Annotated in this window: 16 protein-coding genes; 5 read left to right on the top strand and 11 right to left on the bottom strand. The window is 56.6% G+C overall.

What is annotated here, in order from left to right; translation table 11 throughout:
* Positions 1 to 252 precede the first annotated feature (252 nt).
* Positions 253 to 834 (bottom strand): molecular chaperone TorD family protein, encoded by a 582-nt coding sequence (locus MHN28_RS19035; RefSeq protein ID WP_239344154.1) that lies wholly within the window; start codon positions 832 to 834, stop codon positions 253 to 255.
* 194 nt (positions 835 to 1028) lie between these two features.
* On the opposite strand from MHN28_RS19035, the gene MHN28_RS19030 reads away from it, so the two are divergent.
* Positions 1029 to 1544, top strand: coding sequence for an HlyD family efflux transporter periplasmic adaptor subunit (locus MHN28_RS19030; protein ID WP_239344153.1), 516 nt, complete (start codon positions 1029 to 1031; stop codon positions 1542 to 1544).
* Between the two features lie 236 nt (positions 1545 to 1780).
* Complete coding sequence (locus tag MHN28_RS19025) at positions 1781 to 4525, top strand: AsmA-like C-terminal region-containing protein (RefSeq protein WP_239344152.1); 2745 nt, start codon at positions 1781 to 1783, stop codon at positions 4523 to 4525.
* An 11-nt stretch (positions 4526 to 4536) separates the two neighbouring features.
* Here the strand turns inward: MHN28_RS19025 and MHN28_RS19020 are convergent, their stop codons facing one another.
* The 3 genes from MHN28_RS19020 to MHN28_RS19010 all read right to left on the bottom strand — a co-directional run bounded on the left by MHN28_RS19020 (position 4537) and on the right by MHN28_RS19010 (position 8301).
* Entirely contained in the window at positions 4537 to 5037 is a 501-nt protein-coding gene (locus MHN28_RS19020) for a hypothetical protein (protein WP_239344151.1), read from the bottom strand.
* A gap of 148 nt (positions 5038 to 5185) precedes the next feature.
* Positions 5186 to 7603, bottom strand: coding sequence for a DNA topoisomerase (ATP-hydrolyzing) subunit B (gene gyrB / locus MHN28_RS19015; protein ID WP_239344150.1), 2418 nt, complete (start codon positions 7601 to 7603; stop codon positions 5186 to 5188).
* A gap of 125 nt (positions 7604 to 7728) precedes the next feature.
* On the bottom strand, positions 7729 to 8301 hold the full coding sequence (locus tag MHN28_RS19010; RefSeq protein ID WP_239344149.1) for a TetR/AcrR family transcriptional regulator: 573 nt from the start codon (positions 8299 to 8301) through the stop codon (positions 7729 to 7731).
* 99 nt (positions 8302 to 8400) lie between these two features.
* Here MHN28_RS19010 and MHN28_RS19005 point away from each other — a divergent pair, with 99 nt between their 5' ends.
* Positions 8401 to 8967, top strand: coding sequence for a carboxymuconolactone decarboxylase family protein (locus MHN28_RS19005; protein WP_239344148.1), 567 nt, complete (start codon positions 8401 to 8403; stop codon positions 8965 to 8967).
* On the opposite strand, the gene recF is transcribed toward MHN28_RS19005, so the two are convergent.
* The 6 genes from recF to mutM form a co-directional block, all read right to left on the bottom strand.
* On the bottom strand, positions 8964 to 10061 hold the full coding sequence (gene recF, locus MHN28_RS19000; RefSeq protein ID WP_239344147.1) for a DNA replication/repair protein RecF: 1098 nt from the start codon (positions 10059 to 10061) through the stop codon (positions 8964 to 8966). The genes MHN28_RS19005 and recF overlap by 4 nt on opposite strands.
* 59 nt (positions 10062 to 10120) lie before the next feature.
* Positions 10121 to 11242, bottom strand: a complete 1122-nt coding sequence (gene dnaN, locus MHN28_RS18995; protein WP_239344146.1) for a DNA polymerase III subunit beta — start codon at positions 11240 to 11242, stop codon at positions 10121 to 10123.
* Positions 11243 to 11471: 229 nt separating this feature from the next.
* The gene (gene dnaA / locus MHN28_RS18990; RefSeq protein ID WP_239344145.1) at positions 11472 to 12857 is read right to left on the bottom strand and encodes a chromosomal replication initiator protein DnaA; all 1386 of its coding nucleotides are present in this window, start codon (positions 12855 to 12857) and stop codon (positions 11472 to 11474) included.
* Positions 12858 to 13407: 550 nt separating this feature from the next.
* Positions 13408 to 13671, bottom strand: a complete 264-nt coding sequence (gene rpsT, locus MHN28_RS18985) for a 30S ribosomal protein S20 (RefSeq protein WP_170351928.1) — start codon at positions 13669 to 13671, stop codon at positions 13408 to 13410.
* Positions 13672 to 13903: 232 nt separating this feature from the next.
* Complete coding sequence (locus MHN28_RS18980; protein ID WP_239344144.1) at positions 13904 to 14680, bottom strand: enoyl-CoA hydratase; 777 nt, start codon at positions 14678 to 14680, stop codon at positions 13904 to 13906.
* A gap of 66 nt (positions 14681 to 14746) precedes the next feature.
* Positions 14747 to 15598, bottom strand: a complete 852-nt coding sequence (gene mutM, locus MHN28_RS18975) for a bifunctional DNA-formamidopyrimidine glycosylase/DNA-(apurinic or apyrimidinic site) lyase (protein WP_239344143.1) — start codon at positions 15596 to 15598, stop codon at positions 14747 to 14749.
* 86 nt (positions 15599 to 15684) lie between these two features.
* Between mutM and ubiE the strand changes: the two genes are divergently transcribed.
* The gene (gene ubiE / locus MHN28_RS18970) at positions 15685 to 16437 is read left to right on the top strand and encodes a bifunctional demethylmenaquinone methyltransferase/2-methoxy-6-polyprenyl-1,4-benzoquinol methylase UbiE (protein WP_239344142.1); all 753 of its coding nucleotides are present in this window, start codon (positions 15685 to 15687) and stop codon (positions 16435 to 16437) included.
* Positions 16437 to 17966: a 2-polyprenylphenol 6-hydroxylase gene (ubiB, locus tag MHN28_RS18965; RefSeq protein ID WP_239344141.1), complete on the top strand. Its 1530-nt coding sequence runs from the start codon at positions 16437 to 16439 to the stop codon at positions 17964 to 17966. Before ubiE ends, ubiB begins: the two co-directional genes overlap by 1 nt.
* 96 nt (positions 17967 to 18062) lie before the next feature.
* On the opposite strand, the gene MHN28_RS18960 is transcribed toward ubiB, so the two are convergent.
* Positions 18063 to 19238 (bottom strand): acetyl-CoA C-acyltransferase family protein, encoded by a 1176-nt coding sequence (locus MHN28_RS18960; RefSeq protein WP_239344140.1) that lies wholly within the window; start codon positions 19236 to 19238, stop codon positions 18063 to 18065.
* Positions 19239 to 19351: the final 113 nt, after the last annotated feature.

Here is a 19351-nt window from a genome sequence, read left to right as displayed (position 1 = left end):
CAATGCAACGTTCGGCCTTGTGAAACCCGATACAGCACGGTCGCCTCACAGCAATCAGTGCGGACAGATCCTTGAAACCCTCAAGGGAAACACCGCCGAGCTCCACAAATTACAGATCCTGACCCTAGGAAATTCGAGTGTGCTCGCCCGTAATCTTGCGCGGTATTTGCCCATAAGTTTGCATGGCTGCAATTGGGTTCTTCTTTCCGTTGATTGGATTTCGCGAAACTGTCCCAGTTAACAGGTTGAGATCTATTTATTTTCTTCTGGAACCAACATGCATTGTTCCACTATGGATTCTGTTAACGATACAAGTGACTGGTAAAACGGAGCGGACCAAATATGCCCGTGCACCTTTGTCGCGAAGGCACGGTACCAAGGCAACAAATCCTCGGAGGCAAATTGCGCGGCGTCGATTGTCCCATGATGCCTTTCCAAACACATCGCGAGATACTCTAGCATTACGGCGAGGTGATCAGCAGGCTCCGAAAAACCAGTGGCTACTTCTTTACCAGCTTGCTTTAGCAACAACTGCATTCTCCAATGAGGGGCGGACATGAGTGTCCCGTTCCCTTGCCACGCGGAAGCATAGAGCGGAGCGGCCTCCCTTCCACCAGAGAGAAAGACACTTCCATAGCTCGTTGCGAGCGTTTTTTGCGTTTGCTGCGTGTCGGACCACGTCCTCATTTCTTCTATCAGTCGGTCCGCTTGGGGTAGGTCACGCAATAGTTCATCTGCGACACCACGGCGGCACGCGGCGATGGTTGCCGCGTCAAGTTCTTGGGCAAACGCAGTCGACAGAAAGTGCATCAGTTCTGGAGAAACATCTTTCATACAGAAATCGGCCCACCAAAAGCGGTCACTGGTGGAACTTCTCCTTCAAACTTCTCCATCTCAACAATACAGGTATTGGCTGAAGTCGCTTGTGACAGTTTTGAAGCCCCTACATCCAATGTGACTGTGTTGGGGTCACCATACGTATCGAGGGCACCGGGTGTTGCGTCGACTGGCCCGTACCAAGCACCCTCATGAATGCGGATAACGCCGCGCGGATACGCTCGGCACAGATTGACTTGGAAGACACCACAATACTTGCACCGCAGGACGGGATCGTTACGGCCGTGAACCTGTCGCCGGGCAATCAGGTTAGATCCACGGCGTCAGTCATGCCCTTCATCGAAGCAGACTCTTTACGCTTGGTTGGCGTGTTTAAACAAAACGGATCAGGTGCGTTGACAGCAGGCATGCCAGCGGAACTTGTTCTGGACGCGGCTCCTGGAAAGATCCTGTCCTCCAGCGTTTCGCTGATCTCTCCGGGCACGTCAGGCGGGCAAATACCGGTGAGTTCAGATCTACTCTCTGCCGCTTCCATAGGATCAAGCTCTGAAGTCCTGGTAATTCTGGAGTGGCCGGTTGATCTACCGGCACATGCGGCAAACCTTGGCATGGTTGGCTCAGCCACAGTCTACAGTCCTGAAGCCGGACCATTTGAGATACTTGCGAAAATTCTCCTCAGAATTCGAGGTTTGGTTGCTTATCTCTGAACCTGGTCCCCAGCCATTTCCAGAAGTCGATATGGGCTGCCTTTTCCCGGACACATGTCGATTGTTCGACCTTCAAATTCTTTCGGCATTCAAAAGTTCCAATCCTAAACCGTCTTCAATCAGAACCTTCCGCGCTCGACGCGCGGCTGGTTTCGTTTTGTCTATTGTGGTCAGAGGGATTGGTGATTTCAGATTTGCGGATAGACTAAAATTTGAAAGCCAAAACAGGGGAACGCATGAGAACTTGGCTGTTTAGGATAATTGGACTCGTTGCGCTTCTCGCTTTTGCAGCAATCGCTTTTGCTTGGTTGCTACTTGCTGCGCCGTTGTTCTCAGATATGCGACGCAACCTTGCGGAAATGGTTCTTTCGGAACAAATTGGGCAGCCGCTTCTGATCAACGACGATGTGAGCGTCGCACTTGGTCGCATTACCCACATCTATGTCGGTGGCGTTGTAATCCCCAGCGAGACGCTGCCAGATACATCTCTTGCAGAATTAAAGCTCCTTGAGTTGGAACTGGACGTTGCCGCGCTGGCCAACGGACGTCTACACTTTGACAACCTTTTGGTGGACGGTCTCCAGGCAAACTTTCTTACAGCCTCTGATGGCACAACAAGCTGGCGAAAACGCCGACCAATGCCAGCGCCTCAAACCAACGGGTCGCTGGCAGAGGGCAATCAGGATGCTGAGGCCGAAATCGAGACGTCCGAAGATGGTGGCAAAGAAAGCAGTGGGATTCTTACCTTTCTCAGCGACAAGAACGTCAGCTTCACATCCATCGGTTTGAACGTTGACGACCAGGTTTCAGGCTTTTCGTTTGTGTTTGATCTTCAGTCGCTCGCCCTCGAACAAGCAGCTGATGAACAAAGGACAATGGTCTCGGGGACAGGCTCCGTCAACGGTCAAGGGTTCGAAATCGAGGGCGACTATCCCCATGACGCGCCGTTTACGACGCGGGCCAGTTTTGGAGAAATGACTGTCCGCTACGATGGCGAGCCATTCGCGGAAGAGGAAGGTGGCGGTTACCGGGCTGTCCTGGAGATGGATACTGGTGAATTCGGTGACTTTCTCGATGTCATGGGGTTGGAACGAGTTCTGGAAGGTAATGGCCAGTTGCAGGCTGAACTCGTTTCTCAGGACGCGCTGAAGATCGAAGCATTTACAACAACCGTAAGCCTTGAAGACGGACAAAAACTCGAAGCTGAAGGTTCGATTGATGATCTCTATACAGCTCAAGGTGTCGATCTGCTTTTCAATGCGCGACTTCACCCAGAGGGACAACCGCCACAATCGGCAAAGAGTATTCAAGAGCTCAAGTTTACGGGCTTTGAAATGCATATGGTTGGATCCCTCGCCTCCTTCGAATTCGAGAAACTACTGTTCGAAACCAACGCCTTTGACCAAGGGCTGGATGTGATCGGTCCAGCCTCTATCGAGAGCATTCGCCGCATGCCGGATGGCCGCCTCGCGATGTTGGGCATTAACTTGCAAGCCGGCCCAATCGAGGAGCCGGTTCTAAAAGCCGAGGGTGAAATACTCGACCTGCTTCAGCTTCAGGACGTGAGTTTCGATGGCTCGCTAAACGGGCCCGCCAAATTGATTTTACCGGACCTCGACGAAGGTTTTGTCGACCAGTTTGGCGGCATTAAGGCGGACTTCAGCATATCCAATGCGGGAGGCCCGGTATCACTAAATCGGTTCAACGCGACCAGCTATGACACCGATCTTTGGGCGCTCGACCTTGCGTTGTCGGTCAATGAGCTCAAAGGGCTGGCCGGGCTTGATTTCGACGTGAACCTGGATGTGGGCGATGGTGCGCAGTTTCTGACCGCGCTCAACCTGAAACCTATCGAAATTGGCGCACTCGCCATTGATGCTGAAACCTCAAAGCAGGGTGAGGACTTTAATGCAGCAATCGAGTTCGAAGCTGGCTCTTCGCAGCTTCTAGCGGCTTTGGATGCAAAATTTCCGGATGGCTCTTCTGTTGTTCGCGGCAATATTACAAGCGAGAGGCTCGATCTCAACGACCTGAAAAACCTGACTGCCACGCTGGACCAGCTAAAGAGCTTGGTAGGGGAGGCCTCAAAAGAACTCGAAGCCGAAGTTCAGCCTTTGGTTTTGCCGAAGGAGACTGATGTCCAGCCCTTGGTGTTGCCAAAGGAGAAAGGGAAACCCGCCGATCTTCTGGATGTGCAGCGTGTACTGAAAGAGGCTGACGTCGAGGTGCAAATCGACTTCAAAGAGATTGTGGGTCAACAGGGTGTAACATCTGTCTCAAGCCAATTGTCTGCAAAGGAAGGAACCGTGGATTTCGGTCCTCTCCAGATGGCTTATGGCGGCGGAAACTTCAGCCTGCGGGCGGTCATGGATCTGATTGACTCACCTGATTGGCTTTCATTGTCGGGATCGACATCAGGATGGGAGTTCGGCGAGATCCTTGATGAGTTAGGGATTGGAATTGATGCCTATGGGCGTTTGAGCGGTGAATTCAACGTTTCGGGCAGTACCGCTTCTGGCAGGGCCTTCATCAACTCCATGCGTGGCAATGCGTCTTTGTCGATGTCTCAAGGCTACATCAGCACCAGTTTGCTGGAGTTGGCGGGGCTTGGTATTTTCCCTTGGTTGTTCTCTGAAGAGCTGCGGCAAGGTTACACCGACATCACTTGCGTCGTGGCCCCTGTTAACATTGAAGCCGGGCGGGTAAGCACAAACTCCATCGTAATTGAGACAGGTTCGGTTCAATTGGTGGCCCGCGGGCAGGTCGATTGGGTGAACGATACAATATCGATACGAGCAGAGCCACGACGTGTCGGCAAACCTCTATCCCGAAGTGCTTGGCCGTTTGATGTGACAGGTCAGCTTTCATCACCGAAGTTTAAGCTGGATGTGGGCGGTTCTAGGAACAAGGCTCCGGAGGGCACCGATGCAATGCCGGTAAACAGGCAACCTTGCGTGCCAGACATCAACCAATTGCAGTAGTCGGTCGCAACCTAATTCTTCAGCGGTTCTGGCTGTTCGGCCTGGCACTCCAGAACGGCCTCAATGGCTTTTGCGGATCCGCTCAAATCGAGTTCGACTTCGGTTCCGCTTTCGCCAATGATAGTAACGCTTTGGCGTTTTCCAAACTCGGTTACAAACGCCGGGTTGTCGAAAAAGGCGTAGCCACCGGGCACGCCATTTTTGTAAACACCTACAGCCTCACCTTCGAACTGCGCATCACCAAAATCAAATCTTACTATGCCTGTCGCACCGTCCTCGACTTGAACCCAGGCCGGATTGTAGGCGGCAAAAAAGCCGCCAGCCCGGTTGGGTGCAGCGCCAATTTCTACTGTCATGTCGTCTTCAAAGGCTCTCCACGCAAGACAACCGTTGCCTTTTTCCGGATCGATGAGGATTGCCCAGTCGCCAGCTTCTCCCCACTTTTCCATCCCGGCTGCATGAACAAACCCGGGCAGAAGCACTACAGTTGCGGAAAGTAGCCACTTGATCATCCGGAGCCTCGCTGAGTTCTGAAAATTTCTTCTTTGCCGCCTTATATGCTCAACTACGAAAAATAGGCCAGCAAGCCCCCCGCAGAACTATGGGCGGAATCCGAAAACTATGGGTAGTCCGCAGTGCTATGGGGACCCCTACAAACACCTAAAAGTCCAGATTCTCGACACTCAGTGCGTTCTGCTGGATGAACTCTCGGCGGGGCTCGACCACGTCGCCCATAAGTTTGGTAAACAGATCATCCGCTTCGACCATATCGTCCACGCGAACCTGCAACAGCGTACGCGCATCCGGATCCAGTGTAGTTTCCCAAAGCTGATCGGGGTTCATTTCGCCCAGACCCTTGTAACGCTGGAGGGACAGGCCTTTTTCGCCCTCTTCCAGAATGGCGCGCAACAGGTCTAGAGGACCGTGGATGACTTGCGAGCGGTCGCGTCGGATCAAAGTGGCCGGAGTGTTGTAAACCTCTTGCAAGCTTTGCGTGAAGCTACCGGTCTTGCGCGCCTCGCCCGAGCGTAGCATCGGGCCGTCCAGCGTACGAACCTCTTCGACGCCGCGCAGGATACGGGCCAGACGAATGCCGTGGTCCTGCGTGATCCGGCCCTGCCATCCGCGTTCGTATTCCAGCGCGATCAGGTCCAGACGGGCTGCGACCTTGTCGGCCACGCCCTGCAGGTCGGCATCGACCGCACCAGGAACAAAGGCTCCGGCGACGGCAGCCTGTTCCAGAATGTGGCGCGGATAATGCGTCGGGAAGGCATCCAGAACACGTTTCAACTGCCGCGCTTCATCCACAACGCGGGTCAGATCCTGGCCGATGATTTCCTCGCCGGAACCAAGCTTCAGAACCGCCCCTTCGACGCCCTGATTGACCAGGTATTCATCCATCGCCGCCTGATCCTTCAGATACACTTCGGACTTGCCACGCGATACTTTGTAAAGCGGCGGTTGCGCGATGTAGAGGTATCCGCCTTCGATCAATTCCGGCATCTGCCGGTAGAAGAAGGTCAGCAGCAGAGTACGGATATGCGCACCGTCGACGTCCGCGTCCGTCATGATGACGATCTTATGGTAGCGCAGCTTTTCGATGTTGAATTCATCACGCCCAATACCGGTGCCCAGTGCCATGACGAGGTTGCCGATTTCCTGCGAAGACAGCATCCGGTCAAAACGCGCGCGCTCAACATTCAGAATTTTGCCCTTGAGGGGCAAGATTGCCTGCGTTTGCCGATCGCGGCCAGTTTGTGCGGAACCGCCGGCGGAGTCCCCCTCGACCAGAAAGACCTCGGTTTTTGTCGGGTCTTTTTCCGAACAGTCCTTTAGCTTGCCGGCCAGGAAGTTCACATCCATCGCGGTTTTGCGCCGCGTCAACTCGCGGGCCTTGCGGGCAGCTTCCCGAGCCAACGCCGCTTCGATGATCTTACCGACGATGGTCTTGGCCTCATTTGGGTTCTCTTCGAACCATTCGGCCAGTTTTTCGTTCATTAGACCCTCAACCGCCGGACGCACTTCGGAACTGACCAGCTTGTCCTTGGTCTGGGATGAGAATTTCGGGTCGGGCACTTTGACCGACAACACGCAGGTCAGACCTTCGCGCGCATCGTCACCAGTAAAGCTGACCTTTTCCTTTTTCGCGATACCGCTGGACTGCGCATAGTTGTTAATCGTCCGGGTCAGCGCACCGCGGAAACCCGCCACGTGCGTACCGCCATCCCGCTGCGGGATGTTATTGGTAAAAGGCAGAACCGTCTCGTGATAGCTGTCATTCCACCACATGGCGATTTCGACGCCGATATCATCCCGCTCGCCCCTGATATAGATCGGATCTGGCATGGCCGGAGTCTTGGACCGGTCAAGGTATTTGACGAACTCCTTGACGCCGCCTTCATAGAACAGCTCGGTTTCAAGCCGTTCAGCCGGGCGTTCGTCGATCAAAATGATGCGCACGCCTGAGTTCAGGAAAGCCAGTTCGCGCAGGCGCTTTTCAAGCGTCTCAAACGAGTATTCCAGGTTCGAGAATGTATCGGTCGAAGCCAGGAACCGCACCTCGGTTCCTGTCCGGTCGCCGCATTCAGCAACGACTTTCAAGTGCTCGGTCGTTTCGCCACCTTCAAACCTTGCAACGTGTTCCTTGCCGTTGCGCCAGACGCGCAATTCCAGCCAGTTCGACAGGGCGTTCACCACCGAAACGCCCACGCCGTGCAGACCGCCCGACACCTTATAGGAATTGCTGTCGAACTTACCACCGGCATGCAGCTGGGTCATGATAACCTCGGCGGCCGAGACACCCTCTTCGGGGTGAATATCCACCGGAATCCCGCGCCCGTTATCGCTGACCGAGACGCTGGAATCGGCATGGATTTTGACCGTCACATGGTCGGCGTGACCGGCCAGAGCCTCGTCAATTCCGTTGTCGACTACCTCGTACACCATGTGGTGCAGACCCGAGCCATCGTCGGTGTCACCGATATACATACCGGGGCGCTTGCGAACAGCCTCCAAGCCCTTGAGAACTTTAATGGAATCTGCGCCGTATTCTTGTGGTGCCTGTGCGTCTTCGGACATGCCGTTAGTACCTATATTATTTTGGTAACTTATACGTTTTCTGGGGGGGAATGTCACGCGCTCCCCCAACATTTTGTGTTGCGGATGCGCGTTTTTACGTGGCTCGGCAGCTGACTGCCGAAACCTCACAACCGGTCGAGATCAGCCGCTATATCCGCCGCAATCTCCTGCGCGTTTACGTCGCTGCGTTCCGCAGACAATCTCAGCCCCAGAAGATCGGATTGGTAGCGTGCTGCCAGCCGGTTCGGGTCGTGATCGGAAGCTATGTCACCGGCATCTTGCGCCCGTTGAAACAGGTCGGCAAAACAGGCCCTCATCTGGGCCATGTACACGCCGGCCTTTTCGGCCAGTGCGTGATCTTTAGCCTGCAGTTCAGCATATGTTTTGGCCAGCATGCAGGCTTTTGCCGGGGCATCGCTGGCTTCAATGACCAGACGTGGCTGCGCCTTCAAAGCCTCAAGCGGGCCCATTTGGTCTGCAAGCGCCCTCAGCCGCGCAACCCCTTCTCGCGCATAGCGTTCCAAAGCCAATCCGTACAACGCGTCCTTGGACCCGAAAGCTGCGTAAAAGCTGCCGGGTTTCAGTTTTAGCTCACGCTCAAGGTCCTTCAACGATGTCCCCGCCCACCCCTGACGCCAAAAGATATCCCTGGCCTGAGCGATCAGAGCATCACGGTCATATTCGGGTTTGCGCGGCATTGTCATCACCAATTCTTGAATGATTGCTCAAATATATACTTGAGTGACCACTCAAGAAAGACTATTTCTGCCTCAATTCGCCAGAAAAGGAGTTCCGACATGGCTAACTTCCCGTCCCACAACCTCGAAACCGCCCCTGAGGGGTCCAAACCACTGCTGGAAAAATCGCAGGCCGCATTTGGTCGTCTGCCGGGCCTGCACAAGGTGATGGCGGAAAGCCCCCAGCATCTGGAAGGCTATCAGGTTCTCCACGGTCTCTTCATGCAGACCGATTTCGACAATGACGAGAAAACCGTCGTCTGGCAGACCATTAACGTGGAAAACGAATGCCACTACTGCGTCCCTGCCCATACGGGCATCGCCAAGATGATGAAGGTTTCCGACGACATTACCGAAGCCCTGCGCAACGAAACGCCGCTGCCCAACGCAAAACTGGAAGCGCTGCGCACCTTTACTCTTCAAGTCATGAACTCTCGCGGCAACCCGACCGAAGAGCAGCTGCAGGCGTTCTTTGACGCAGGTTATTCGCCCCGCGCCGTTCTGGATGTGGTTCTGGGCCTCGCGCAGAAGACCATGTCGAACTACGTCAACCACATGGCCAAAACCCCGGTCGACGAAGTCATGCGCGGCTTCCTGTGGGAACGCAAAGTCAGCGAGCCTGCCTAAGAGCTTACGACTGAGCCCTCGTCGCCTTCGGAAACGATCAGCGTCTGGGCTCGGTCACCCAGTTCCGTAAACAGTTCAGGCCCGGTGCCCGTCATCCAGGCCTGAGCACCCAACGCACAAATCTCGTCATACAGCGCCGCACGCCGACCGGCGTCCAGATGCGCGGCCACCTCATCCAGCAGCACAATTGGCGGCGCACCCACCATCCCCGCCAACGCCCGCGCGTTGGAGAGGATCAGCGAAACCAGCAGCGCTTTCTGCTCACCGGTCGAACAATCTTTTGCCGGAACGCCTTTGGCCGCAAACACCCCATACAGATCCGACCGATGCGGACCAACCAAAGTTCTGCCCGCCGCCAGATCGCGAAAGCGGCTTTCATTCAGCGCTTCTCGTAGATCGTCCGCAGTTTCCGGCATTGCACCTTCGGTCTGAATCAGTTCCAGATCCGCCGATGGAAAGGCGGTTTCGGCCTGATCCTGTGCGCTTCGCAGATGTTCCAGCGCCGCCAGACGGGCCGAATGAATCCGATGACCCATATCCGCCATCTGCCCTTCCAGAGCCGCATACCAGTGGGCATCGCGCACCTGCTCTTTCAGCAGTCGATTCCGTTCGCGCATCGATTTTTCATAGGTCAGCGAAGCCTCGGCATGCGTAGGATCAAAACTCAGTGCAATCCGATCAAGAAACCGCCGGCGTCCTTCGGCACCTTCGATCCACAACCGATCCATGGACGGAATTAACCAGACAACCCGCGCCAGCTTCCCAAGCTCAATCTGGCTGGACGTCTTGTTATCGATGCGTACCTGACGGGCCGCGCCACCCTCGGACCAGGTTTGGATCTCGTAATGCTTGTCCTGCGCCTGCAATAGCCCGGACAGTTTCCATCCCAAGCCCTCCGGCCGCCGCGTCATCTCGGCGGCGCTCGCCCGCCGCATCCCGCGACCGGGGGAAAACAATGATACAGCTTCAAGAATATTGGTCTTGCCCGCCCCGTTCGGACCATGAATGGACACCGGGCGACCGTCCAATGACAACCGCGCTAGCTTGTGGGACCGGAAATGCGAGACCGTCAGTTCGGTCAGGGTCAAAGCCATGACCCCTCCCTTCATCTTTTCAAAAATACTCCTGCCGGAGGCATCGCGCGTCAGCGCGATCAGACGCGCATCGGCATGACAACGTAAACCGCGCTCTGATCGTTACCTTCACGCATCAGGGTCGGATCACCGGCAGAATTGAACAGGAATACCGCGTTTTCGCGATCCACCTGCGAGGCGATCTCCAGCAGATACTTGGCGTTGAAGCCGATCTCCAGCCGCTCGTCGTTATACGCTACAGCCAGTTCTTCCTCAGCCGCGCCGCTGTCAGGCGCATTCACCGAAAGCACCAGCTTGTCGGCATCCAGCTGCAGTTTCACGGCGCGCGACCGCTCGGAAGAAACTGTCGCAACGCGATCAACCGCCTGCGCGAATTCCGCAGCGTCCACTTCCAGCTGGCGTGTGTTGCCCTGCGGGATGACGCGTGTGTAGTCGGGGAAGGTGCCGTCGATGACTTTCGAGGTCAGCGTAATATCAGGCGTTGCAAAGCGGATTTTGGTTTCACTGACTGAAACGGCGATATCCATCTCGTCATCGTCCAGCAGCTTACGCAGTTCGCCTACGGTTTTGCGCGGCACGATTACGCCCGGCATGTCTGCGGCACCCTCCGGCAGATCCGCATCGATGCGGGCCAGACGGTGACCATCGGTGGCCACGCAGCGCAACACTTTGCCACCTTCGGAACCGTCCGCAACGTGCATGTAGACGCCATTCAGGTAATAACGTGTTTCCTCGGTCGAAATGGCAAACTTCGACTTGTCGAACAACCGGCGCAGCAGCGCTGCCGAAGCGGTGAAATTCGACTGATACTCCGAGGACGCCATGACCGGGAAATCTTCTTTTGGCAGGGTCGCCAGAGAAAAATTCGACCGGCCTGCTTCAACTGTCAGACGACCTGCTGCGCTGTCGGCAGTCAGTGTCACCAACGCTCCATCGGGCAGCTTACGTACGATTTCATGCAACGTCGTCGCAGCAACAGTAGTTGCACCTGCCTTTTCGACTTGAGCTGGCGCCTTGTCGACAACCTCGATATCGAGATCGGTCGCCCGGAACATCGCCTGATCGCCTTCGGCTTCAATCAACACGTTGGCAAGTATGGGAATAGTGTTGCGACGTTCGACAACAGATTGGGCCTGGGAAACGGCCTTGAGAAGGGTGCCGCGTTCGATGCTGATCTTCATACCCTTAATTCCTCTGACTTGCGTGCCGAAATGGGCGGGGACTGGCACGTTAGCGGTTCCGCCCTGAGGCACAAGGATTTTTTATGGTTTTCTGGGTCGGAATGCCCAAAGGGTCAAGGGGTACGTGGCCACGTGGGCACAGTTCACTTCCAACCGTGGACAATTGCGCACAAGAAAACGCCCCGGGCGTGAGGGTCCGGGGCGTTTTCTGAGCGTTAGGGGAAGGAAGTCAGGCTTCCAGCGACCGACGCAGCATCTCTACGTCTTCGGCGATCTGACCATCAGTAGTCTTCAGCTCTTCGATACGCTTGACGCCGTGCATGACGGTGGTGTGGTCACGCCCGCCAAAACGACGGCCGATCTCAGGCAAAGACCGGCTGGTCAGCTGTTTGCACAGATACATCGCCACCTGACGTGGGCGGGCATACGACCGCAGACGCTTGGGGCCGATGATGTCCGACAGGCGGATGTTGTAGTAGTCCGAAACCTTGCGCTGAATCTCTTCGACCGTGATCTTGCGTTCGGAGGCACGCAGCACATCGGCCAGACAATCCTGCGTCAATTCCATGTCGATCTCGCGGCCAACCAGCGAGGCAAACGCGAACAGTCGGGTCAATGCGCCTTCAAGGACACGCACGTTGGTCGAGATGCGATGCGCCAGGAATTCCAGAACACCGTCGGCAATCGTCAGGTCGGGATATGTGTTGCTGTACTGCTGAACCTTGTTCTGCAGGATGCCCAAACGCAGTTCGTAGTCGGTCGGATGCAGGTCAACGACCAGACCGCACTGCAGGCGCGACTTCACGCGATCTTCCAGGTCCTTGATCTCACCGGGCGCGCGGTCGGCCGAGATGATGATCTGCTTGTTCTGGTCTACCAGCGCATTGAACGTGTGGAAGAACTCTTCCTGAGTCGAATCCTTGCCTGCGATGAACTGCACGTCATCGACCATCAGAACATCGACCGAGCGGAACAGGTGTTTGAAATCCATCATCCGACGTTCGCGCAGGGCTTGCACGAAACGGTACATGAACTGTTCCGCCGACAGGTAAAGCACGTTCAGTTCAGGGCGCTTGGTTTTCAACTCCCAGGCGATCGCATGCATCAGGTGCGTTTTACCCAGACCAACACCGCCGTATAGGACCAGCGGGTTGAAGGTCACAGGACCACCTTCCGATACGCGACGCGCAGCGGCATGGGCAAGTTCGTTGGGCTTGCCGACAACAAAGCTGTCAAAGGTGAAGCGTGCGTCCAACGGTGCCGCTTGCAGGGATTCCAGCGCATCATTGGCAGAATCGACCTGCGGAGCGGCGGGTGCTTCTGGCGTCACTGTTGGCTCGGGCGCGGCTTCGGCCTTCGGGCGCGCCGGTGAGTTGGCGGCGACGCGAAAGGCCAAGCGCTGCACCGATTCCCCTGCGGTGTTCATCTCGTACAGGATGAGATCCGCAAAGTTCTGACTAACATAGTTGCCCATGAAATTGGTTGGCACCGAGAAGACAGCTACGCCATCCTGCAACTCTTGAAACTCAAGAGGTTCGATCCAGGTGGTGTAGTTATTCTTGCCGATCGCCTTGAGCAACTTGTTACGTAGTAGTCCCCATTTCTCTTGTGTCATTAAGCGCCTCACGCATCCCATTCTTTATTGGCCTGTCGGCCTTATTACTATGTTCCGGTCCCCCGGTTTGAGCAGTCACATGCATAGGGATATCCATCGCCAAACCGCAAAAGTTTGGCGGGTTTGTTATCGAATGCCCGCACTGCCAAGATCGTCGGCATTCCATATCAGGAACGCCCCTGAACCAGGGTTGCGCGTCGCATCTCATTTTCGACAGGGCTTGGTTCCTTGGTTGCCCAAAGACCATAGCAGATCAGCAAACTAAATTCGTCCAGTTGCCAACATTCGTCCCTGACCTTCCTGATGCCCGTCAGTTCGGTCGCTGGAACAGCCTGTCCCCCCAAGCGAGTGAATCGCTGTATCAGTGGTAACAAGAGGCTGCGGTTCCCGGCAATGAAACTCTGATGTTGACTCGGGTCTTTGGCCGAAAGAATCTCTCAGATTTGTGAAGGCGCGGCATTCAGGCAACAGCAAAAAAAAAGCGCCACGAATTGTGACGCTTTTATGACAATAGAGCTATGGATAGTTGACCTATGGTCAACTTGGGGCCTTAGCCCAGTGCTTTCACACGAGCCGACAGACGCGACATTTTGCGCGACGCAGTGTTCTTGTGGAAAACGCCTTTGGTGACGCCGCGCATCAGTTCTGGCTGAGCTGCGCGCAGAGCTGCGGTTGCAGCATCTTTGTCGCCGGATGCGATCGCTTCTTCTACTTTACGCAGGTAGGTGCGGATGCGCGAACGACGTGCTTTGTTGATTGCGAAGCGCTTCTCGTTCTGACGAGCGCGTTTTTTAGCCTGGGGCGAATTTGCCATCTGTGTCTCTGACCTTTGGTTCGGTACGTTATCAAGGGTTGCGCGCCACGGAATATCCGCACCGGATCAGAAATCACGAGTGTGAGTCGGGCCAAGCGGGCCGCACGCGCATGTATAGCGGCGCTTACTATCCAAGTTGGCGGGGTTTGCCAAGCTGATTCTTCAGATGCGCATGGCAGGTATGAAAAAGGCGGGCAAAGACCCGCCTGTTCCGATTTGTTTAGGGCGCCGATTACTTGTCGCGAAATTGCGCCGCGCGTTTTTCCAGGAACGCGGCCATGCCTTCCTTCTGGTCCTCGGTCGCGAACATCGAGTGGAAGACGCGGCGCTCGAACAACATACCTTCGCTCAGCGGCAGTTCATAACTGCGGTTCACCGCCTCTTTCGCCGCCATGGCAGTCAACTGGGATTTCTCGGCGATCTTCTGGGCCGCACCCATCGCCTCATCCATCAGCTTCTTGGCGGGAACGACCCGGCTGACCAGCCCTGCGCGCTCCGCCTCTTCGGCATCCATGAAGCGACCGGTCAGGTTCATGTCCATGGATTTGGACTTTCCGACAAACCGCGTCAAACGCTGGCTGCCGCCCAGCCCCGCAATAACCCCAAGGTTGATCTCGGGCTGGCCGAACTTGGCGGTATCCGCAGCAATGATGAAGTCGCACAGCATGGCCAATTCGCAGCCACCGCCCAGCGCATAGCCTGCAACAGCCGCGATGATCGGCTTCCGGATCGCGCAGACACGGTCGTTCAGAGAGCCAAAGAGGTTCGAGCTGTAGACATCCACAAAGCTCATTTCGGACATTTCCTTGATGTCCGCACCTGCCGCGAACGCCTTGTCCGAACCGGTAATGACAATGCAGCGCACTTTGTCATTGCTATCCGCATCTTCTAATGCGGTGCACAGTTCCTGAGCCAGCTGTGAGTTCAGCGCATTCAGCGCATCGGGTCTGTCGAGCTTGATAAGTGCGACGTGGTCTTCGATTTCGACGATGATCGTCTCAAAAGCCATGAGGTGAAAGCTTCCGGTTGTTCCGTTCAGGTACGATTCCTTATCACGCGAATTCGCTGGATCAAGTTATCTTTGGCATTGCGCACAATAGAAGGATGAGCGACCGGACTGGGTGATTCTTTTGATCAGAGCACCACAGCCTTCGGTTCTGCAGGGTTCGTTCTCGCGGCCATAGACGTCAAAGATGTGTTGAAAATATCCAAGTTCTCCATCGGCTTGGCGGAAATCGCGCAGCGAAGACCCGCCCGCTTCGATGGCGTCTTGCAACACCCTCCGGATGATCGGAACAAGCGCAGCAACCCGTGTCGAAGAAATCTGCCCAGCTTTGCGACGTGGCGACACTCGGCCGCGATAAAGCGCCTCGCAGACGTAGATATTGCCCAAACCGGCAACGATTCCCTGATCCAACAGTGCAGATTTGACCGGAGTGTTTTTTCCGCGAAACGCATCGATCAGGTGTTGCTCGTGAAAATCATTGCCCAAAGGCTCTGGCCCAAGAACGGACAACAGTTTGTGATCTTCTGCAGTTGCTGTCTGCAACAAGTCCATCGCACCGAACCGCCGCGGGTCATTGAAAGTGACCCGCGCGCCATTTGCCATGTGAAACACCACGTGGTCGTGCTTCTCAGGCATCGGATGTTCGTGCACGAATTGCCCCAGTGGGTCGCCGGACACAGTCATCCGGCCGGACATTCCGAGGTGTATCAGCAATGTCTCACCGCTGCTGAGATCGGCAAGAATGTACTTCGACCGCCGACGCAAGCGCTGTACCGTCTGCCCTGTGAGCCTTTCAGCCATCCGCTCGGGGAACGGCCACCTCAAATCGGGCCGGTTCACATCCGCGCGCTCGATCACCACGCCTTCCATCGCTGGGCTCAGGCCGCGTCTTACTGTCTCGACCTCGGGCAATTCGGGCATTAGAGGGCTCCTAATTCAAAGGGCCGCATTGTGCCCCGGTTCCAGAGCCCTATAACAGAGGCGAAATTCGACAAACGGCAAGGCAAATGTCCGACAACAGCGACAAGACCACTCATTTCGGGTTTGAAACCGTCCGCGAGGCTGAAAAGGCCGGGCGCGTGCAGGGCGTATTCAACTCGGTCGCCTCGAAATACGACGTGATGAACGATGTCATGTCGATGGGCATCCACCGGGTCTGGAAAGACGCGATGATGGACTGGCTTGCACCCCGTCCCGGCCAGCGCCTGCTGGATGTCGCGGGTGGCACTGGCGATATCTCGTTCCGGTTCCTGAAGCGCGCGGGCTATGGCCATGCCACCGTGCTGGATCTGACCGAACCCATGCTGGTCGAAGGTCGCCAACGCGCCGAGGCCGACCAGATGGCCGACAGCCTGAACTGGGTGGTGGGTGATGCCATGTCGCTGCCCTTCGACGACAACACCTTTGACGTCTACACGATCTCATTCGGCATCCGGAACGTGACCCGCCCGCAAGAGGCGCTGAATGAGGCATTCCGAGTCCTGAAACCCGGCGGCCGCCTGATGGTGCTGGAATTCAGCCAGCTGCCCAATGACGGGCTGCAAAAGCTCTATGACCTTTACAGCTTCAACGTCATCCCGCGCATGGGCAAGCTGATCGCCAATGACTATGACAGCTATCAGTATCTTGTCGAATCGATCCGTAAGTTCCCGGATCAGGAAACCTTCTTGGGAATGGTGCGGGCCGCAGGTTTTGAAAACGCCAAGTACCGCAACCTGAGCATGGGCATCGCTGCGCTGCATTCCGGCTGGAAGATCTGATGCGCGGCCCACACAACATCATCCGCCTGGTCCGGACAGGCGCCACTCTCGAGCGCACAGGCGCCATGAACGTGGTGCTGGACGCGTTCGAGGCCCCGCGCGCGATACGTTTCCTGGCACATGCCTTGGGCAAGCCGTTCCAATGGCTTGGTTACAAAGGCGATCCCGACATGCCGCCCGCCACACGGGCACTGACGGCGCTGGGGCCTGCCTATATCAAGTTTGGTCAGGTGCTCTCAACCCGTCCCGATGTGGTCGGCAATGAACTGGCCGAACAGCTGCGCGTGTTGCAGGACAAGCTGCCGCCCTTCTCTCGGGCTGAGGCCATGGCAGAGGTGGAAAAGGAACTGGGCCAGCCGGTTACCGAGATGTTCAGCGAGTTCAGTGACCCCATCGCTGCGGCCTCGATTGCTCAGGTCCACAAAGCCAAGCTGGTCAGCACCGGCGAGGACGTGGCCGTCAAGGTCCTGCGCCCGGGAATCGAGCGCGCCTTTCGCAAGGATGTGGACGCGTTCTATTTCGCCGCCCGCATCGTGCAATTGTTCGCCCCCGGTGCACGCCGCCTGCGACCGATGGAAGTGATCGAGCATTTTGACGGGGTCGTGCGCGGAGAGTTGGATCTGCGCCTGGAAAGCGCCGCCGCTTCGGAATATGCGGCCAACACCAAGGACGATGCCGGGTTCTGGCTTCCGCCCGTAGTCTGGTCCCTTTCGGCTCGCCGCGTGATGACGCTCAGCTGGGCCGATGGTATTCCGCTGGGCGAAAACGAGGCTCTGGACGCCGCCGGGCACGACCGCCGCGATCTCGCGGAACGCGTGTTGCGCCTGTTCCTGCTGCACGCCCTGCGCGACGGCTTCTTTCACGCTGACATGCATCAGGGCAACCTGAAGGTCGCAGCCAATGGTGACATCATCGCCTACGACTATGGCATCATGGGCCATATCGATGAATACACCCGCCGGGTCTATGCCGAGATCCTCTTTGGCTTTATCCGCCGTGACTATAAACGCGTGGCCGAGGTCCATTTCGAAGCTGGCTACGTTCCAGCAAATCAGGACGTCGATGAGTTCGCCCGCGCCCTGCGCGCGGTCGGAGAGCCGATCTTCGGTATGGATGCCACACACATCTCGATGGGCCGCCTGCTGAACTACCTGTTCGAAGTAACGGAACGGTTTGGCATGGAAACCCGGACCGAGCTGATCCTGCTACAGCGCACGATGGTGGTTGTCGAAGGTGTCGCGCGGTCACTGGATTCGCACATCAATATCTGGGAAGTCGCCCGTCCGGTTGTCGAGGATTACATTAAGCAATCCATCGGCCCCCGCGCAGCTTTGCGAGACTTTGGCAAAACGGCCATGGTATTGGCGCGCTTTGGCCCCCGCTTGCCGACTTTGGTCGAGAACGCATTGATCGCCCAAACGCAATCCAACGCATCCCAAAACGCAGGTCTTTCATCGAAACTTGTACCTGCAGCCATCGGTGCAGCCGCTGGCGCCGCGCTGGTCATCCTGATTACCGCGCTCAGCTGACACGCGCCTGCTTGCTTCATCTGGCCAAAAATACCTTCGGGGGGAATCGCGCCTAAGGCGTGATGGGGGGCAGACAGCCCCCCGCTCCGGTTGGGATCAAAGACGCTCGAACGCGATGGCAATACCCTGTCCACCACCGATGCACATGGTGACCAGACCTTTGGATCCGCCGATACGCTCAAGTTCATACAGCGCCTTCAGCGTAATGATCGCGCCCGTCGCTCCGACCGGATGACCCAAAGCGATCGCGCCACCGTTCGGGTTCACCTTGGCAGCATCCAGACCCAATTCTTTGTTCACAGCCAGCGCCTGCGACGCGAAAGCTTCGTTGCTTTCAATCACGTCAAAGTCGTCTACCGACAAGCCAGTGCGCGCCATCAGGTTTTGCACGGCAGGCACCGGTCCGATTCCCATGACCTCGGGGCGGACACCTGCGTGGCCATAACCCAGAATACGCGCCTTGGGTTTCAGACCCGCTTTCTCAGCAGCTTCTTCAGTGGCCAGAACCATAGCAGCGGCACCGTCGTTGATGCCTGATGCATTACCGGCAGTCACGCGCCCGTCCTTCTTGAACGCGGGGCGCAATCCGGCCAGCGCCTCAACCGAGGTCTGTTTGGGATGCTCGTCGACCATGAAATCGACCATGTCGCGCTTTACCTTGACCTGCACCGGAGCGATCTGGCTTTCGAAATAGCCCGACTCGATAGCCGCCGCCGCGCGGGTCTGGCTGGTCAAGGCAAACTCGTCCATCTGTTCGCGGGTGACCTGGTGTTCGTCCGCCACGTTTTCAGCCGTCACCCCCATATGGCCGGTGCCAAAGGGGCAGTTCAGCGCGCCCAGCATCATGTCCAGCGACGTGACATCGCCCATTTTGGCACCCCAGCGCGCCTGAGGGACTATGTAGGGGCTGCGCGACATGCTTTCCGCACCGCCAGCCACAGCGAACTCTGCATCGCCCAGCATCAACGACTGCACCGCGGATACAATCGCCTGCGCCCCCGACCCGCACAGGCGGTTCACGTTCATGGCAGGAGTTTCGTTCGGAATGCCCGCCTGCTTTGCGGCGGCACGCGACAGATACATATCGCGCGGTTCGGTGTTGATGACATGTCCGAACACCACGTTCCCTATCTGGGCCGCCTCGACCCCGGACTTCTCCATCGCCGCCTCGGTCACGACGGTTGCAAGATCAATCGGTGCGGTTGAGGCTAACGCCCCGCCAAAAGTACCAATCGCGGTGCGGGCACCATCAAGAATCACGATGTCTTTCATGTCTCTACTCCTCTGGGATTTGGCGGAACTATGCATCTGCGGCATCAGGCTGTCCCATGGAACGTACCGTCACAAGCAGAATTGACATCCGCAGGTCAAAAGCGCATGAGATT

The organism is Ruegeria sp. Ofav3-42 (genome assembly GCF_022347725.1).
Classification (GTDB): domain Bacteria; phylum Pseudomonadota; class Alphaproteobacteria; order Rhodobacterales; family Rhodobacteraceae; genus Ruegeria.
The sequence above is the reverse complement of the archived record's forward strand: the minus strand, read 5'-3'. Positions and strand labels throughout refer to the sequence as shown.

Coding starts and splice junctions, on each gene's coding strand:
- ubiE (WP_239344142.1), top strand. CDS start 15,685: ATGTCCGACAACAGCGACAAGACCACTCATTTCGGGTTTGAAACCGTC.
- MHN28_RS19030 (WP_239344153.1), top strand. CDS start 1,029: ATGAATGCGGATAACGCCGCGCGGATACGCTCGGCACAGATTGACTTG.
- MHN28_RS18980 (WP_239344144.1), bottom strand. CDS start 14,680: ATGGCTTTTGAGACGATCATCGTCGAAATCGAAGACCACGTCGCACTT.
- mutM (WP_239344143.1), bottom strand. CDS start 15,598: ATGCCCGAATTGCCCGAGGTCGAGACAGTAAGACGCGGCCTGAGCCCA.
- gyrB (WP_239344150.1), bottom strand. CDS start 7,603: ATGTCCGAAGACGCACAGGCACCACAAGAATACGGCGCAGATTCCATT.
- rpsT (WP_170351928.1), bottom strand. CDS start 13,671: ATGGCAAATTCGCCCCAGGCTAAAAAACGCGCTCGTCAGAACGAGAAG.
- ubiB (WP_239344141.1), top strand. CDS start 16,437: ATGCGCGGCCCACACAACATCATCCGCCTGGTCCGGACAGGCGCCACT.
- MHN28_RS19020 (WP_239344151.1), bottom strand. CDS start 5,037: ATGATCAAGTGGCTACTTTCCGCAACTGTAGTGCTTCTGCCCGGGTTT.
- MHN28_RS19025 (WP_239344152.1), top strand. CDS start 1,781: ATGAGAACTTGGCTGTTTAGGATAATTGGACTCGTTGCGCTTCTCGCT.
- MHN28_RS19010 (WP_239344149.1), bottom strand. CDS start 8,301: ATGCCGCGCAAACCCGAATATGACCGTGATGCTCTGATCGCTCAGGCC.
- dnaN (WP_239344146.1), bottom strand. CDS start 11,242: ATGAAGATCAGCATCGAACGCGGCACCCTTCTCAAGGCCGTTTCCCAG.
- dnaA (WP_239344145.1), bottom strand. CDS start 12,857: ATGACACAAGAGAAATGGGGACTACTACGTAACAAGTTGCTCAAGGCG.
- MHN28_RS19035 (WP_239344154.1), bottom strand. CDS start 834: ATGAAAGATGTTTCTCCAGAACTGATGCACTTTCTGTCGACTGCGTTT.
- MHN28_RS18960 (WP_239344140.1), bottom strand. CDS start 19,238: ATGAAAGACATCGTGATTCTTGATGGTGCCCGCACCGCGATTGGTACT.
- recF (WP_239344147.1), bottom strand. CDS start 10,061: ATGGCTTTGACCCTGACCGAACTGACGGTCTCGCATTTCCGGTCCCAC.
- MHN28_RS19005 (WP_239344148.1), top strand. CDS start 8,401: ATGGCTAACTTCCCGTCCCACAACCTCGAAACCGCCCCTGAGGGGTCC.